The following is a 16,619-nucleotide window of genomic DNA, read 5'->3' on the forward strand; positions in this document are numbered from 1 at the left end:
GGACACTCACACCCCGCAACAATTACCCAACCTCACAAATCGTTGCCGGGAATGGCTCATTCCCGCCGACACATTCTTCGGCGCTCCCTACATCGACTCGGACGAGTGGCGCGAAAGCCCCTTACCCCACCGCCACGTGCACGGCGGTTTTCGCGACACCGACACCAACTTCACCTTCTACTTCCCCACCGAGGACTCCTACGACGGCCGCCTGTTCCACCCGCTCGAAGGCGCCCACGCGGGCCATGAGGACGCCTTCGGCGGCCCGATGGGCGACGTGATCGGCGGCCTGACCCTCATCTCCCGCCTCGGCGGCTACATGGTGGAGTCGAACTCCGGCCACATCGGCGACGACACCGACCCCCGCGGCGGCGAGGACCCCACCCTCTACGGCCACCGCGCCAGCGTCGAGACCGCCCGGTTCTCCAAGCACGTCGCCGCCCAGATCTACGGCGCCCCGCCGCATCACGCCTACGTCTGGGGCGGCAGCGGCGGTGGGCGGCGCTCGCCGCTGTGTCTGGAGTACGGCACCGGCGTCTACGACGGCGCGTTGCCGTTCATGGGCGGCGGCGAGATCGCCGCGCACGGCGTCACCACGCTCATGAAGGGCGCGCAGGTCATGGCCTTCGCGTCGATGTTCAACGTGCAGCGCCTGTTGCGCCACCAGGCCGCCGGGGTCATCGACGCGACGCGGCCGGGCGGCAGCGGCGACCCCTACGCCGGGCTTACCACGCACCAGCGCGAGGAGCTCGCCAACCTCTACCAGCTCGGCTACCCCCGCGGCGACGAGTTCATGATCTTCTCGCCGATGGGGCAGATCTGGCTGTGGTCGTCCATCGCCGACCGGCTCGCCGCCGAGGACGCCGAGTACTTCACGGCCTTCTGGACGCAGCCCGGGTACGTCGGCCACGACGCGCCGGACGCCCTGGCCGACGACATCCTCGACGTGACCACGACCGTGAGCCGGGTGGTCACCGGACGCGAGCTGCTGACCGACCCCGCCTACGCCGGGCCGGAGTTCGGCGGCCTGCGGGTGATGGCGTCGCTGATGAGCGCAGGGCCCGATCTACCCATGGCGATCGAGGTCGAGGGCCTCGGGGACGGCTACCGCCTCGGCTCCGGCCTACAGCTCGTCAGCGGGAAGGCCAAGGGGCGCCAGCTCTACTGCATGGGCCACGCCGGCGACCTGCTGAGCGCCGACGGCGTCGCCGAAGCCAACCTGCTGCGCTTCCGCGACGTCGAGGTCGGCGACGAGATCCACGTCGACAACCGCCGGTTCCTGGCGTTCTGCTACTACTACCGCCACCACCTGATGGACGAGCCGGCGTTCGACTTCCTGCGCCCCGACGGCCGCCCGATCTACCCGCAGAACCGGGTGCCCACGATGTCGCCGCTGATGGGCGTGGCCTACTCGGGCCAGTACGAGGGGAAGCTGCTGTGGGTGCACCACACCCACGACGCCTCGCTGTGGCCGCCGCAGGGCCTGGTGTACGAGGCGGCGGTGCGCGCCGTGCGGGGCCCCGAGGCCGCCGCCGAGCGGTTCCGCCTGCGCTGGACCGAGAACGCCGAGCACATCCCGCCGGGGTATCTGCCCTCGGCGCCGGACCGGGCCACCTCGACGTGGCTCATCGACTACCTGCCCGTCATCGAGCAGAGCCTGCTCGACCTGGTCGCCTGGGTGGAGCAGGGGGTCGAACCCGCCGGGTCGCGCTACGAGTTCCGCGACGGGCGGGTCACGCTGCCGGCGACCGCGGCCGAACGCGGCGGCATCCAGCCGGTGGTCTCGGCGACGGTGGACGGCGGCGAACGGGCCGAGGTGCCGGCGGGCACGGCGGTGACCCTGCGGGTGGACGCCGAGGTGCCGCCGGGGGCCGGCACGATCATCGCGGTCGAGTGGGACCTCGACGGCTCGGGTTCGTTCACCGACCCGGCCGACGTCGTCGGCACCCCCACGGCCGTCAGCCTGACCAGGACGCACACCTACCCCACGCCGGGCACCCGGTTCGCGACCGCCCGGGTGTGGTCGCACCGGGACGGCGACCGCGACGCCGTGCACCGCCGCATCCCGAACGTCGCCTCCGTCCGGGTCGTGGTGACCTGACCCGCATCGGTCCCAGCCCGTCGCGGGGCCGGCCGCGCACCGTCGCGCAGCCGGCCCCGCGACGCATCCCCGCCAACCCGGGCGGCACAGCCGACGGCCCGACGGCGCGCGAGGCGCGGTCAGCGACCGCCGAAGTCCGCCCGGACCGCGGTGGTGATCTCGGAGTAGCGCCCGAGGCTCACCGCGTCGGCGCCGCCGTCGACCGGCAGGATCACCCCGTTGACGAACCGGGACAGGTCGCTGGCCAGGAACACCACCGCGGCGGCGATGTCCTCGGGCTGCCCGACCCGGCCGGCCGGCTGCTCGTCGCGCAACGCCTCGGCGAGGTGTTCCATGAAGGCCCCTCGGCGGTCCCGGGCGATGCCCACGCCCATCACCGGCGTCATCGTGATGCCGGGGCAGATCGCGTTGGAGCGGATGCCGTGCCGGCCGAGCTCGGCCGCAGCCTGGCGCACCACACCGATGACGGCGTGCTTGCCGATCACGTAGCTCGGCTGGCCCAAGCCGCCGCGCAGGCCCGAACCGCTGCTCGTGGTGATGATCGAGCCGCCGCGACCCTGCTCGATGAACACCCGGGCGGCGTGCCGGTGGCCGGAGACGGCCGAGCCGACGATGAGGCGCAGCGACCGGTCGAGCCCGTCCGGCCCGAGATCGACGAACCCGGCCAGATCACCGGCGCCGCTGGCGTTGTTGAACATGATGTCCAGCCCGCCGAAGTGCCGCACCGCGGTGTCGACCAGGTCGGCGACCTGATCGTCGTCGGAGACGTCCGTGTGCACGTAGATCGCGGCGTCACCGAGCCGTTCGGCGGCGGCCCGGCCGCGCTCGTCCTGGATGTCACCGATGACCACGTGCGCGCCCTCGGCGACGAACGCCTCGACGCTGGCCAGACCGATGCCACTGCTGCCGCCGGTGACAATCGCCGTCTTGCCCACCAGGTTGTTCGGCATCGCCGTTTCCTTCCGGTCCGTCCTTGCGCGGGGTTGGCGAACGCGACCGGATCAGCGCAGCAGGACCTGGCCGCCGTCGAGCATGAGCGTCGCCCCGGTCAGGTACTGCATATCGTCGCTGACAAGGCCGACGATCGCCTTCCCGATGTCGGCGTAGGGGTCACCGAGCCGGCGCAGCGGGGTCTGGCGACGTTGCGCCTCCCAGCGCTCGGGGCTCTGTTTCATGTACTCCTCGGCCGCCGGCGACCAGGCCGCCGGACAGACCTGGTTCACCCGGATCCCGTAACGGCCCCACTCGATGGCGGTGACCTTCGTCAGGCCGCCGATGGCCTCCCCGAGCAGGCCGGGCGCGCCGCGCACGCCGATCCCCGACCCGAAGTTGACGACCGCGCCGCGGCCGGAGTCCCGCAACGCCTCGAAGCAGGCCTGCATCATGTGCACGCTGCCCAGCGGGCCTGTCTCGAAGGATTCGAGGAGCTGGGCGTCGGTGGCGTCGACGGTGGGGATGCGGACGGTGTTGTTTCCGCCCTGGGCGTTGTTGATGAGGATGTCGACCGCGCCGAACGCCGCCAGCGTCGCCGCGACCGCGGCCTGCGCATCGGCCCGCTCAGCCACGTCGCAGCGCAGCGCCAGCACCCGGGCGCCCTTGCCGGACAGCTCCTCCGCGGCGGCGACCACCTTCGACTCGGTGCGGCCGAGCAGGGCCACCGCGGCGCCCTCGTCGGCCAGCGCCTCGGCGATCCCCCGGCCCAGGCCCTGGCCCGCACCGGTGACGACGGCGACCCGCCCGGCGAGCCGACCGGTCTGATCCGGGGCCAGGCCGGGTGCCGTGAACGGCTCGGCGCCCGTGGACGGCTCGGCGGCCGTGGACGCAGTGGATCCCGCGATAGGCGTGGCCATCGGCGTCAGGCCCCCGCCGCCGCGGAGCGGGCTAACGGTGCGGAGCGGGCTAACGGTGCGGAATCGACGTTCCCGGACAGCTCGCTCGTGCCCATCAGCAGCTCCGTCCCCTGTTGCCCTCGGGCCCAGCCTCGCGACGGCGCCCATGGCCCCACCCGGTACCCGCGGCCCGTGTGCGGGTACCGGGCAGCGTTTCGGAGTGCCCTCGACCACGTCAACCGGTCGCAACCGGGGCCGGTGAACGCCGTTGACACGTCTTCGGTCGACGCCTAATTTTCGGTGCATCGAGCCACTTCACTCGCGCCCTCGAACGGGCCCACGCAGGAAAGGACCAATCATGCCGGATATCGTCATCGAAACGTCGAGCGGCCGGATTCGCGGCACGACGACGCCATCGGGCGTGCACGTTTTCAAGGGAATTCCGTACGGCGGATCCGTCGCCGGCGAGAACCGATTCCAACCCGCCCGCCCGAGCCATGGACGGGTGTTCGCGACGCCTTAGCCTACGGCCCGACCGCGCCGCAGGCGCGCCCGGCCGAGGCCGGCGGCACCGGCGCGGCCGATCCCGCCTCGGCCGCGCGGATGGCGCCGTTCCTCGCGTTCCTGCACGGCCTGGCCGGGGACGAACCGGCCCAGGACGAGGACTGCCTGGTGCTCAACGTCTGGACCGGCGGCGTCGACCAGCAGCGCGCCCGCGCCGTGCTGGTGTGGCTGCACGGCGGCGCCTTCAGCACGGGCTCGGGCTCCTGGCCGCTCTACGACGGCGCTTCCCTGGCCGCCCGGGGTGACGCCGTGGTCGTCACGATCAACCACCGGCTGGGCCCGCTCGGCTTCCTGCGCCTCGGCGAGCTGGCCGGGGACCGCTACCGCGACGCGGGCAACGCCGGCATTCTCGACATCGTGCTCGCCCTGCGGTGGGTGCGCGACAACATCGCCGGGTTCGGCGGCGACCCGAACCGGGTGCTGCTGTTCGGTGACTCGGGCGGCGCGTCGAAAACCTCCATCCTGCTGGGCATGCCGGCGGCGAAGGGCCTGTTCCAGCGGGCGGCGGTGATGAGCGGCCCGCTGATCCGCTCCTGCCCGGCGGACGTGGCGACGCGAACGCCGAGGAGCTGCTCGGCCGGCTCGGGATCGCCCCGACCGACGTCGCGAAGCTGCACGACGTGCCGGCCGAGCTGCTGATCGAGGAGGCGGAGGCGATCGGGGTGCCGATCGCCTCCGGGCTCGCCGGGGCGGCCGGCAGCGAGCAGTTCATGCCTTTCCAGGCGGTCGTCGACGGCCGGATCCTGCCCGCCCATCCGATGGATCCGCAGGCCTCGCCGCTGGGCGCCGACGTCCCCGTCCTCGTCGGGTCGACCCGGGACGACATGAAGATGATCATGTTGGGCGTGCCGTGGTTCGGCTCCCTCGACGACGTCGGCCTGGCCGCGCTGGCCGGCGGCATGTTCGGGCCGGAGTTCGTGCGCGCCTACCGCGCGGAGCGGCCGGAGGCGACGCCGAGCGAGCTGGCGTGCGCGTTCGTGACCGACCGGGTGATGTGGTGGGGCGGGATCGACTGGGCCCAGCGGAAGATCGCCGCCGCCGGCGCCCCGGTGTACGTCTACCGTTTCGATTTCGTCACGCCCGCCCTCGGCGGAATTCTCGGGGCCACCCACGGCGGTGAGATCCCGTTTGTGTTCGACAATTATCCGCTCACCCCGATGGCCGGTGACCGGCCCGAGAATGCGAGTGTGGCCCGCGCGGTCAGCGAGGCGTTCGTGCGTTTCGCTCAACAGGGCGATCCGAACCATTCCGGACTGCCCGCCTGGTCGCCGTATACGCTCGACCGGCGCACCACCATGATTTTCGACGCCGAATCCCACGTCGAGGACGATCCCCGCCCGGCGATCCGCGAGCTCCACACCCGCGGGACGGGCTGACCAGCCGATCACGGGCAGGCGGCCGGGCCACCCCCGCGAACATTGGGGAGCGACGGTCGGGAGGATCGGAAGAAGGAGGAACACCTACCCCCCTCCAGTTTCAACCTATAGCACACTGGGGGGCTTGCGGCAAGACCCGGGGCGTGCCGCAGAATCGCTGGCCGGGGCCAGAACCTGCGGGCATGGGAGTCGCGAAATGCGGGTGTTGTTGTCGACGTACGGGTCGCTCGCAGCTGACCCGCATGCTGGCGCGCCACGACGAAGAACATCGGAGCTGATGCCGTGAACCCTCTGACCACCAGTGCGTTCGACCTTCCCGACCGCTTCGCCCCCAAGGCCGACCCGACGCTGATCGCCGGCGACGAGCAGCACTTCGCGGCCATCGCGCAGAGCCTCGAGGAGTCGATCGCCGACCTGTCCGACCGCCTCGACGCCGAACGCAGGGCGCCGGGCGGCATCGGCCAGGCGGCGATGGACCGGGACCTGGAGATCCACCGGCTGACCGCTCGCCTGCGCGCCCTGCGCCGCTTCGGGCTGGACCTGTGCCTCGGACACATCGTCGGCGTGGACGACCCCGAGCCCATGTACGTCGGACGACTCGGCCTCGCCGACGGCGAGGGTCGTCGGCTGCTGCTCGACTGGCGCTCCCCCGCGGCGGAGCCGTTCTTCGGCGCGACCCACGCCAACCCGATGGGGCTGGCCAGCCGCCGCAGGTATCGCTGGACCCGCGGCCGGATCAGCGACTACTGGGACGAGGTGTTCACCCCGGACGGCATTGAGGGGCATGCCGCGCTCGACGACCAGTCCGCCTTCATCGCCAGCCTGGGCGGCAACCGGTCGGCCCGGATGCGCGACGTGCTCGGCACCATCCAGGCCGACCAGGACGCCATCATCCGCGCCGGATCCGACGGCGCTCTCGTCGTCGACGGCGGTCCGGGCACGGGGAAGACCGTCGTCGCCCTGCACCGCTCCGCCTACCTGCTCTACTCCGACCCTCGCCTCGGTCACCGCCGGGGCGGCGTGCTGTTCGTCGGTCCGCACCAGCCCTACCTGACCTACGTCGCCGACATCCTGCCCGGCCTCGGCGAGGAGGGCGTGCAGACCTGCACCCTGCGGGACCTCGTCGCGGAGGGAACCGTGGCAGAGATCGAGACCGACCCGGACGTGGCCGCACTGAAATCGTCCGCGAACCTGGTGAAGGCGATCGAGGCGGCTGTGCAGTTCTACGAGGAGCCACCCACCAAGCCGATGACGGTCATGACCCACTGGTCCGACCTCCAGCTCAGCGCCGACGACTGGGCCGAGGCGTTCGACGTACCGACACCCGGTACCGCACACAACGAGGCGCGCCAGGAGGTCTGGGCGGAGCTACTCACGATTCTGCTGGACAAGCATGAGGCGTCCCACGGCGGCGACGTCCCGGCCGACCAGCTCCACAGGTCGCTGCTCCAGAACCGGGGGCTGCGGGCGACGTTCAACCGGACCTGGCCGCTGCTCGACGCGACCGATCTCGTCGCGGACCTGTGGTCGGTGCCCGCCTACCTGCACAGATGCGCTCCCTGGCTCAGCCGCGACGAGGTGCGGCAGCTGCAGCGCGGCGACGCCAGGGCCTGGACGATGTCCGACCTGCCGCTGCTGGACGCGGCGCGGCAGCGGCTCGGCGACCCGGGGGCGGCCCGGCGTAAGCGTCAGCGGGACGCCGCCGTCGCCTCCGAACGCGAGCACAAGGCCAGGGTCGTCGACAACCTGCGCGAGGCCGACGACGAGTACGGCATGGGCCTGGTGACGATGCTGCGCGGAGAGGACTTCCACGACGTCCTGGTCGACGAGAACGCCCTGTCCAGCACCGACCCGGACCTGCTCGCCGGCCCGTTCGCGCACATCGTCGTGGACGAGGCCCAGGAACTGACCGACGCGCAGTGGCAGATGCTGCTGCTACGCTGCCCGTCCCGGAGCTTCACCATCGTCGGGGACCGCGCGCAGGCCAGGCACGGGTTCACCGAGTCGTGGCAGGAACGGCTGACGCGGATCGGACTCGACCGGATCAACCTGGCCTCCCTGACCATCAACTACCGGACGCCGGAAGAAATCATGGCGCAGGCCGAGCCGGTCATCCGGGCCGTGCTCCCGGACGCCAACGTGCCGACCTCCATCCGCAGCAGCAACGTCCCCGTCGTGCACGGATCCGCCTCGGAACTGGGCTCGATCCTCGCCACCTGGCTCGCCGCGCATGCCGACGGGATCGCCTGCGTCATCAGCACCGGCGTCATCGAAGACGCAACGTTCCAGGCGACCTCCCGCGTCCGGTCGCTGACCCCGGAGCTGTCGAAGGGGCTCGAGTTCGACCTGGTCATCCTCATCGACCCGGAGGCGTTCGGCGACGGCATCGAAGGAGCGGTCGACCGCTATGTCGCGATGACCCGAGCGACCCAGCAACTCGTCATCCTCACGTCTGGGAACGAGTCGGCCTGGTCGGCACCACAGGTGGCTCCTCGGCCAGGGACCACTCGGACACCGTCGGCAGCTACTGCCGTTGACTGACAACGCGCAGACGGGCGGTCGCCGGGAGCCGGCGTTCCCGACCTCCAGGTCATTCCCGGTGGCATCCACGTCTATGAGCGACTGATCGAAACACTGGATCTTGTGGTCGTGCTGCATGGGGTGCAGGCGCAGGCGGCCGGGTTCACGGCCGGGTTCTTCGCGGTCGGGTTCTTCGCGGTCGGGTTCTTCGCGGTCGGCCCGGCGATCACCCGATTCCTGAGCGCCGACGAGGAGGCCGCAGCGCGAGCGGGGCGGGAAGACGCCACGCCGGGTGCTCCGGTCTGGTCCACCCGCGGCCCGGCGGCCATCCTGGTGCAATGCGCGCTCCAGCCAACAGATCCGGATCTCGCCCTCGAACTGTCGCCCTTCAGCGGCATCTACACCACAGACCGGCGAAGATCGCACGGTTGGGTCTGGGCCGCGCCAATTCCGCGCTCCGGCGATGTCCTCTGCACCGTTCGCGCCGCCGGGCAGACCAGCCGGACCGTCCTCGACGGTTCGGCGTTGCGCGCTGCGGCTCGGGCGGCTCGCCGGATTCGGGGAACCGGCAAAGCCGATGGAGAGGGTCGGCGATGAGCGAGCCACCGGGCAAGCTGCCAGCGGTGCCGGTCCCGATCGGCGTCGACTGCTACGCGGTTCTTCTGGAGACCGCACGGTTCGCGGTCGTGGTCGACGGGGTGCTCGCCGACCACGGCGGCGTCGAAATCCACCTGACCGCGGTGGGAGCGGACCTGCTGTTCACCACGACCTCGGAGCACACGCGGCCAGAGGGCGACGCGTTGCTGGAGCTGTCCCGATGGATACGGCAGGAGACGAGCAGCGGGCCCCCCGAGCCGGAGGTGACCCTCGACATCACCAGCCCGGCCATGCCCGGACCACCCTCGGCGACAGTCACGCGGTCCGGGTCCTGGCTCGGGCGTGCATATGCGGTACTGCGGGTGGAACCCATACCCGCCCGTGGGGACCTCCACTGCGCCGCCGCCCTCGCCGGGGACGCCGCCGAGATGGTGATCAGCGGCGACGACCTGCGCCGCGCCTCGGATGCGGCGCAGTCCTTCACCCGGCGTGGCCGGGACCCTGCCGGCGGCAGTTGACTGCCAGCCGGCTTCCGTCCGGCGGGATCGGGTCGCCCGCGCCGACCGCCCATCCCCACTGGCGCCGGGGGATGGGCGGTCGGCGGTCTGCGGCGGTCAGGTGCAGTCGGCGACCGTCACGCGGGAACGACCGTCACTCGGGCACGGTGGATGACGCCGCCGCCACGAGCGGCTTCGCGTCGGCCGGCAGAATGAAACCGGCCTTCACGGCGCTGGCCGTGGCCTTGATCCACGCGACGACGAAGGCATCGTGGAACGGGTAGAGGGTGTGCAGCTGCGCCGGGGTGAACGGGACGGTGGTGCCGAACAGGGCGCAGAACGGGGAGGAACCGGTGTCCTGGCCGAGCCCGGACAGCTTCGCCACCGGGACGTCGACCGCGGGGGTGCGGATGCCGCCCTTCACGTTACCGTTGGCGTCGAGAACGTAGGCGTTGTCCGCGATCTGCAGCCGCGGTGCCTTCGACGGCGCCTGCCCGCTGGTGACCCACCGGTTGAGCTGCGAGAACGCGGTCTGCAGGACGTACTGCTGCTCACCGGCGTTGATCGGCTTGGCGCAGCTGAAGCCGGCGCCCCCGGACGGCGGGTTGCGCAGCGCGTTGAACGCGGCGACGCTGCCCTGCCCGTCGCCGACGGTCCGTGGCCCCGATGCCGATGGTGTAGGCGTCGGCGTGGGCGGTCCCCGCGACCTCCCACAGGCGGAAGCGGTTGGTGTCGTCCTGGCGGGCGTCGACGTAGCCGAGTAGGCCGGCCGGCAGGTCCGTCTCGGTCTGGAAGGTCAGGACCGGGACGGTGAGGTCGGGTCGGATCCGGACGACGGCCGGCGCCGCGATGTCGGGGCGTTCCGGGACCTGGGACAGCGCGCTCGCGGTGCCGGCGCGGCTGTGCAGCAGGTACCCCGTCGTAGACGTTGACGAGCGGGTGGATGGCGTTGACGTAGGTCGTTAGCCGGAAGGCCGACTGCGATTCGCCGTCGCCGAGCACCTTCTTCGGCTTCAGCCCGCCGAGGACCGTGCCGGCCGACTTCCGCACCGCCTGGCCGGTCTGGGAGAAGATGTCGTACGAGTAGCTGTCACCGGGATGGGACAGCGCCTGGTAGCGGTCCGGGTCGGCGTTCTTCGTCGCGTTGAGCCCGACGGCCTGGGCGGACACCCCGACCCAGGCGTAGCCATCCCGAATGAGCTGGTTGTGGGCGGCGGTCCAGTCCGGGGCGCCGTCGTAGCCGGCGGAGACGTTGAACCATTCGACGACGACGGTACCGTTGAACTTCTTCGCGTCGATGGGACGGTTGACCACGATCCGTGTCGTGTAGGGCGCCGTGGCGGCCGGGGTCGCGGTCCACTTGCCGTGGGACTGGCGACCGAGGGGCTGGCGGCGTGGGCGGCCGAACCTGTCGCGACCTGGGCCACCCCGGCGGCGGTCACGGCCAGCAGGCCGGCCACCGTTGTCGTCGCGATCCGTCGGCGGCGGGTCCGCCATCTGGCCAGCGCTGTCATGGTCACGTCCTTTACGGCGAGGGACGCCGCGACCCGACCTGTCTCCACCGAGCCGCGGCACACGTCAGCATCGGTGGCTTCGCGAGCGATCGCCACACGCGGCCCCGGCCATGGAAACGACCGGGGCTGGCGCCGGAACGCCCCCAGAAAGGCCGGGTATTTCACCGGGACCGGTTCCGGGGCCTTCCTGGAATCACTCATTAACGATGCTGTGATCCCGACGTTACGGGACTTCGACCGTGGACGGCACCCCACCATGGGGTAAAGCTCTTCTTGACAAGCACGTTCCTTTTGGTCGGAGCCAGGATGGCGTGCACCGTCACCCGTCCGACCCCGATTGGTATCCGCCGGATGTCGGAGATCTGTATCCAAATTACCGACGATTGCGCGGAACCCCACACACCACAGATCGAATGCTTCGCCGCCGGATGCGGCCCCATCCTCGGTCATCGCTCCACCCCGCGGCCTCCGGCCGACCCCTCGCCGCCCGGCCCTGCTCTTCGCCGGCAGTCGCAGCCTCGGGGATGTCGCAGCCTCGGGATGTCACAGCCTCGGGGATATGGACGGGCTGGCGGCATGCGGCGGGCCGCTTCCTCACATCGCTCACGGATTCGAACATACGTTCGACATCTGCGAGTCGCGAGGCTACCGTTGATTCATGACCACACACGGCCCCAGCCCCGGCCGCGCCCCTGCTCCCAGCTCGGCCTCCGACCCGGCCCCCGACCTCGCCCCCGGATCCGGCTCCGACGCCGTCCCGGCTCCCGCGCCCGACTTCGGCACCGACCGGACGAATTGTCCACGGCTGCTTGTCGCGCTGTCCGAGCTCGACGAGCTGATCGGTCAGGCGGTGGACATGCCCGGCCGGTCCCTGTCCGACCCCGAACTCGACAGCGCGGTGCTGGACTGCTCGGTGTTGCTGGCCCGGCTCGCCGCGCTGCGTCTGGGGTTGGTCCGTGAGATGCACGGCCGCGGCAGCGCCCAACGTGAGGGCGCCACCAGCACCGCCGCGCTCCTGCGCACCCGGCTACGGATCCGCCCCGGCGAGGCGCAGCGGCTGCTCGCCCTCGCCGTCAACGACGACCTCACCGCCACCGGCACCGCCCTGACCGCCGGCACCATCAGCATCGACCAGGCCTTCGCGATCCACACCGCGCTGCGCGTCCTACCTCGCGAGGTAGACCTCACCAGACGACGTGAAGCCGAAGCACTCCTGCTCCAGTGCGCGGACACCTTTGACCCCGCCGATCTCGCCCTCCTCGGCCGCCACATCCGCGAGCGGCTCACCGACATCGACACCAGCCCCGGCGGCGGCAGCCCCGACCCCGCCGGCAACAACAGCGACGGCGAGAGCGAGAGCGGTAATGATCACATCGGCGGCGGCGATGGTAACGCTGGCGATGGTGCCGATGGAGACGATCCAGCGTCGCGCCGCCATCTGTCGATCACCGACCTGTCCAACGGGATGACCCGGATCAGCGGCGAACTCGACGCCGAGGGCGTCGCACTGCTGCGCACCGCCCTCGACAGCCTCGCCGCCCCCACCTGACCATCACCATCCCGTGGGCGACGCTGGTCGGCAGGGGCGGGCCGGCCGCGTCGACCAGCTGGGGCCAGCCGCTACCCCGCTCCGTGCTACGCCGTCTGGCCTGCGACGCCGAGGTCAGCCGCATCGTCCTCAACCCGAACAGCGTCCCCCTCGACGTCGGCCGCACGCAACGCACCGTCCCGGCCGACCTGCGCCGCGCCCTGGTCGCCCGCGACCGCTGTTGCGCATTCCCCGGTTGCAACAGGCCGCCGAGTTGGTGCCAGGCGCACCACATTCGGCATTGGACCGACAACGGCACCACCTGCCTGAACAACCTCGTGCTCATCTGCGGCTGGCACCACCGTTTCCTCCACCACCACGGTTGGACCGTCCGACTCGGCGCCGATCACCGACCCGAATTCCTCCCACCCCGCTGGGCCGACCCCGCCCAGGCACCCCTACACCCAACCCCTCGAGACCCTCCTCAACCCCACACAAAACCGTTGAGCGGCCCCGGAACCTCGGATGCCGGAACCTCGTGGAAGGCGGTGCTCGGCGAACGCTTGGACGCAACCCGAGCACTGCCTTCCGCAGGGCTCGGCGGCGATCAGCCCCTGGGGCCGTTCGGGAACTTGAGCAGGGAGCCGGCATCGACCCGGATCTGCTGGCCGGTGATGTACCGGGACTCGTCGGAGGCAAGGAACAGCACCAGGTTGGAGATGTCGACCGGCTCCACGTAGGGGATCGGCATCGCCTGGAACATGACGAACGCGGGCTCGACGTCCTCCCGGGTCGGGTTCTCCAGGTCCGGCCGGAACTGCGCGCACAGCCCGTCGTTGTGGAGCAGATGGGTGTTGACGTTGGTCGGGTGGACCGCGTTGACCCGGATGAACTTCGAGGCCAGGTGCAGCGCCATCTCCTCGACGTAGCCGATGAGGATCTTCTTCGCCCAGCCGTAGCCGGCGCTGCCCGGACCCATCGCGGGGTTGTCGGTGGTGTTGGGCATCATGGCCGCGGTCGAGCCGGTCACGATGATGGAGCTGTGGTCCGGCAGGTGGGGGACGCTGACCGCGACGGCGTTCATCACGCCGATGAGGTCGACGTCAACGGCGTCGATGAAGTCGGTGGCCTGGGGGTCGCCTATCGCCATCGGCAGGATGCCGGCGTTCGCGACGACGACGTCGAGGCGGCCGAGCTCGGCGACGCCCTTGGTGACCGCCTCGCGGAGCTGGTCGCGCTCGCGGACGTCGGCCTTGGTGGCGATGATGCGCCGGCCGAGCTTCTCGACCAGCGTGACGGTCTCGGCGAGGTCCTCCGGGGTGGACAGCGGGTAGGGATTCGACTCGATCTGCTCGACGATGTCGATGGCGATGATGTCGGCGCCCTCCTGCGCCAGGCGGACCGCGTGGCTGCGGCCCTGCCCCCGCGCCGCACCCGTGATGAAGGCGACCTTGCCCTCTAAGCGACCTGGCATGTGTCCTGCTCCTCTGCTCGTGCGTGCGATCTGATGGTGGACCGCCCGGATGGGAGGCGGCCCGGACGTGGGCGGCTCAGCCGGTAAAGCCGACGGCCTTGCTTTCCAGGTGCTGCTCGAAGCCCTCGATGCCGCCCTGGCGGCCGAGGCCCGACAGCTTGTAGCCGCCGTAGGGGCCGTCCGAGCCGTAGAAGAGGCCCCCGTTGACGTTGATGCTCCCGGTCCGGATCCGCCGGGCGACGGCCAGGCCGCGGTCGAGCGAGGCGGAGAAGACACCGCCGGACAGGCCGTACGGGCTGTCGTTGACGATCCGCACGGCGTCAGCGTCGTCGTCGTAGGCGATCACGGCGGCCACCGGGCCGAAGATCTCCTCCCGAGCCACCCGCATGCCGTTGTTCGCGTCGACCAGCAGCGTCGGCTCGACGTAGTAGCCGGTCGGCAGGTACGCCGGTCGGCCGCCGCCGACAGCGACCCGGGCGCCCTCGGCCTTACCGATCTCGATGTAGTCGAGCACCCGGTCGCGCTGACGGGCGTTGATCTGCGGGCCGGACAGGTTCGCCGGGTCGGTCGGATCGCCATAGGGAAGCTGGCCGAACACCTCGGTGAGGATCTCCACGCCCTGGTCGTAGACGGCGCGGGGCAGCAGGATCCGGGTCGTCATCGCGCAGCCCTGCCCCGCGTGCAGGCACGCCCCGAGCCCGGCCCCGGGCAGCACCGCGGCGAGGTCGGCGTCGTCGAGCACGATCATCGCGGATTTTCCGCCGAGCTCCAGCAGCGTCCGCTTCATCGTCCCGGCGGACAGTTCGACGATGCGCCGGCCGACCCCGGTCGACCCGGTGAATGACCCCATGTCCACCCGGGGATCGGTCACGAGCAGCTCGGCCACCGCGTTGTCGGAGGTCGGGGCCACGTTCACGACGCCCGGCGGGATGTCCGTCCGCTCGGCGATGATGCGGCCGATCCGGGTGGCGTTCCACGGCGTGTCCGGCGCGGGCTTGAGCACCACCGTGTTGCCAGTGGCCAGGATCGGGCCCAGCTTGTTGATCGTCACCTCGAACGGGTAGTTCCACGGCACGATCGCCGCAACGACCCCGACCGGCTCCTTCCAGACCGCGCGGTGGCTGGGCCCGAACAGGTTCGTGTCGGGCAGTGGGCGGTCCCACGGGAACTCGTCGATCAGTTCCAGCGGCCCGCGCAGGCCGTCGGCCAGCGGCCAGTCGAGCTGCGCGAAGTGCGTCACCGCGATCGGCGAGCCTGCCTCGGCGACGAGCTCCGCCCGCAGCGCCTCCTTCTCGTCCTCCAGCGCGGCCTGCAACTGGGCCAGGCACCGCTGCGCAGCTCCCGGTCCGTCGACCAGGACGACTCGTCGAACGCGCGGCGCGCCGCCGCGATGGCCCGGTCCATGTCCGCCGCGGTGGCGTCCGTCGTCTGGCCGAGGACTTCCTCGGTAGCCGGATTGATGTTGTCGTAGCGATCGCCCGCCGCCGACTCGCCGAGTTTCCCGTCGATCAGAAGCCGCAGCTCGCCCTGTAAGGACACCGCCTCAGACTCCGTCGTCATCGCCGATCAGACTCCCTCGTCATCGAAGACCCGTCCTGACGGGGCGGGTGCGTCGAGGAAAGCTACAGCGCATCTGACACGGTGTCTACGTGCGGGCCGGAGGCGGACGCGGCGACGGTCGGCCCCCCTCCAGGGAAAGCTCGCCGCGCGCAGTGGCAGCCGGTGGGGCCCGAAGAATGGATCCAGCACCACGACCAACGATCCCGCGCTTTTGATGTGGGTGCGCGTGGTGATGGCGGAACCCGGCGCGGAGTTGACCGGCGAAGGTGGGCACTCGGCTGCGTAGGTAGCACTACATGAGCAGCGGGATGGTTATTCGATCGGTCACTGCTGACGGCCCGCTCCGGGAGGTGGGATATGCCCACGCAGGAACGTCCGGACGCCAGCGGTGATGATCTCGGTAATGACGGCCTCGTCCAGCGGAACCGCGCCGTGGTGTGACCGTTCGGTGACCTCGGCGAAGACCAGCAGGTGGAAGTGGCGTGCCGCGCGATCCGGATCGCCGATCTCCAGCAGGCCCCGCCCGGCCAGCAGGCCGAGGTGGTGGGCTAGCGCGGCACGCGCCGCCCGGGGGCCGAGTTCCTGCCAGGCGTCGAGAGCTTCAGCGGGGAAGCGGTTCGCCTCCGCGGTCATCAGCCGCACCAGGGCGAAGTGGTCGGGGAACTGCGCCATCGACGCCACCCAGGCATGGGCGAGCGCGAGGAGGTCGGCCTCCAGATCGGTGACCGTGTCGAGATGACGGCTCATCTGCTCGACCAGAGCGTCCCTGACCTGCACAGCGCTCTCCTGGATGGCGCAGGAGAAGAGCTGCTCCTTGTCCTGGAAGTGGTTGTAGATGGTCCGGGTGGACACCCCGGCTTCCGTGGCGATCGCGTCGATGCCGGCGTAGCCGTCTCGCCCGAACACCGTGCGGGCGCCCCGGATGATCGCCTGACGCTTGTCCGCCCACCCCCGACGCGGGTGCGCGGGCGCGTCGTTCTGGCTGGTCATCGCACCCCTCCCCAAAGTTACAACGATCGTTGCATGAAGTTGCAATGCACGTTGTACTCTACCGGGCAG

12 protein-coding genes and 4 pseudogenes are annotated in these 16,619 nt (G+C 70.9%); 8 read left to right on the forward strand and 8 right to left on the reverse strand.

All coding sequences use genetic code 11. The features are described from left to right. Positions 1-91 precede the first annotated feature (91 nt). Positions 92-2,101, forward strand: coding sequence for a PKD domain-containing protein (locus G6R25_RS04240; RefSeq protein WP_235947392.1), 2,010 nt, complete (start codon positions 92-94; stop codon positions 2,099-2,101). Between the two features lie 119 nt (positions 2,102-2,220). On the opposite strand, the gene G6R25_RS04245 is transcribed toward G6R25_RS04240, so the two are convergent. Together G6R25_RS04245 and G6R25_RS04250 are read right to left on the reverse strand one after the other, a co-directional pair. Further along, a complete protein-coding gene (locus G6R25_RS04245) occupies positions 2,221-3,051 on the reverse strand; it encodes an SDR family NAD(P)-dependent oxidoreductase (RefSeq protein WP_163551938.1) in 831 nt (276 codons plus the stop codon). Positions 3,052-3,102: 51 nt separating this feature from the next. Beyond that, a complete protein-coding gene (locus G6R25_RS04250; RefSeq protein WP_235947376.1) occupies positions 3,103-3,951 on the reverse strand; it encodes an SDR family NAD(P)-dependent oxidoreductase in 849 nt (282 codons plus the stop codon). Between the two features lie 337 nt (positions 3,952-4,288). Here G6R25_RS04250 and G6R25_RS26145 point away from each other — a divergent pair. The 5 genes and pseudogenes from G6R25_RS26145 (at position 4,289) to G6R25_RS04275 (ending at position 9,505) form a co-directional block, all read left to right on the forward strand. Next, a pseudogene (locus G6R25_RS26145) lies at positions 4,289-5,133 on the forward strand (carboxylesterase family protein). Beyond that, positions 5,115-5,870 (forward strand): carboxylesterase family protein, encoded by a 756-nt coding sequence (locus G6R25_RS26150; protein ID WP_163551940.1) that lies wholly within the window; start codon positions 5,115-5,117, stop codon positions 5,868-5,870. Before G6R25_RS26145 ends, G6R25_RS26150 begins: the two are co-directional and overlap by 19 nt. Positions 5,871-6,152: 282 nt before the next feature. Then, a complete protein-coding gene (helR, locus tag G6R25_RS04265; protein ID WP_235947378.1) occupies positions 6,153-8,411 on the forward strand; it encodes an RNA polymerase recycling motor ATPase HelR in 2,259 nt (752 codons plus the stop codon). A 108-nt stretch (positions 8,412-8,519) separates the two neighbouring features. Beyond that, on the forward strand, positions 8,520-8,987 hold the full coding sequence (locus G6R25_RS04270; protein ID WP_163551941.1) for a hypothetical protein: 468 nt from the start codon (positions 8,520-8,522) through the stop codon (positions 8,985-8,987). After that, entirely contained in the window at positions 8,984-9,505 is a 522-nt protein-coding gene (locus G6R25_RS04275) for a hypothetical protein (protein ID WP_163551942.1), read from the forward strand. The genes G6R25_RS04270 and G6R25_RS04275 overlap by 4 nt, the downstream gene beginning before the upstream one ends. Before the next feature lie 133 nt (positions 9,506-9,638). Here G6R25_RS04275 and G6R25_RS26155 read toward each other — a convergent pair whose 3' ends face one another. The 3 genes and pseudogenes from G6R25_RS26155 to G6R25_RS26165 form a co-directional block, all read right to left on the reverse strand. Further along, complete coding sequence (locus G6R25_RS26155; RefSeq protein ID WP_336500601.1) at positions 9,639-10,097, reverse strand: alpha/beta hydrolase domain-containing protein; 459 nt, start codon at positions 10,095-10,097, stop codon at positions 9,639-9,641. Beyond that, positions 10,036-10,395 (reverse strand): alpha/beta hydrolase domain-containing protein, encoded by a 360-nt coding sequence (locus G6R25_RS26160; RefSeq protein WP_336500603.1) that lies wholly within the window; start codon positions 10,393-10,395, stop codon positions 10,036-10,038. Before G6R25_RS26160 ends, G6R25_RS26155 begins: the two co-directional genes overlap by 62 nt. A 49-nt stretch (positions 10,396-10,444) precedes the next feature. After that, a pseudogene (locus tag G6R25_RS26165) lies at positions 10,445-10,981 on the reverse strand (alpha/beta hydrolase domain-containing protein); the annotation flags it as partial. Positions 10,982-11,656: 675 nt separating this feature from the next. Here G6R25_RS26165 and G6R25_RS26170 point away from each other — a divergent pair. Beyond that, complete coding sequence (locus tag G6R25_RS26170) at positions 11,657-12,547, forward strand: DUF222 domain-containing protein (RefSeq protein WP_235947380.1); 891 nt, start codon at positions 11,657-11,659, stop codon at positions 12,545-12,547. A gap of 23 nt (positions 12,548-12,570) precedes the next feature. Next, a pseudogene (locus tag G6R25_RS29475) lies at positions 12,571-12,702 on the forward strand (DUF222 domain-containing protein); the annotation flags it as partial. A 431-nt stretch (positions 12,703-13,133) separates the two neighbouring features. On the opposite strand, the gene G6R25_RS04290 reads toward G6R25_RS29475, so the two are convergent. The 3 genes and pseudogenes from G6R25_RS04290 to G6R25_RS04300 form a co-directional block, all read right to left on the reverse strand. After that, on the reverse strand, positions 13,134-14,000 hold the full coding sequence (locus tag G6R25_RS04290) for a mycofactocin-coupled SDR family oxidoreductase (protein WP_136448676.1): 867 nt from the start codon (positions 13,998-14,000) through the stop codon (positions 13,134-13,136). A gap of 76 nt (positions 14,001-14,076) precedes the next feature. Then, a pseudogene (locus G6R25_RS04295) lies at positions 14,077-15,560 on the reverse strand (aldehyde dehydrogenase family protein). 324 nt (positions 15,561-15,884) lie between these two features. Then, positions 15,885-16,550 (reverse strand): TetR/AcrR family transcriptional regulator, encoded by a 666-nt coding sequence (locus G6R25_RS04300; RefSeq protein WP_136448677.1) that lies wholly within the window; start codon positions 16,548-16,550, stop codon positions 15,885-15,887. Positions 16,551-16,619 lie beyond the last annotated feature (69 nt).

The organism is Candidatus Frankia alpina (genome assembly GCF_902806485.1).
Taxonomy (GTDB): Bacteria; Actinomycetota; Actinomycetes; order Frankiales; family Frankiaceae; genus Frankia; species Frankia alpina.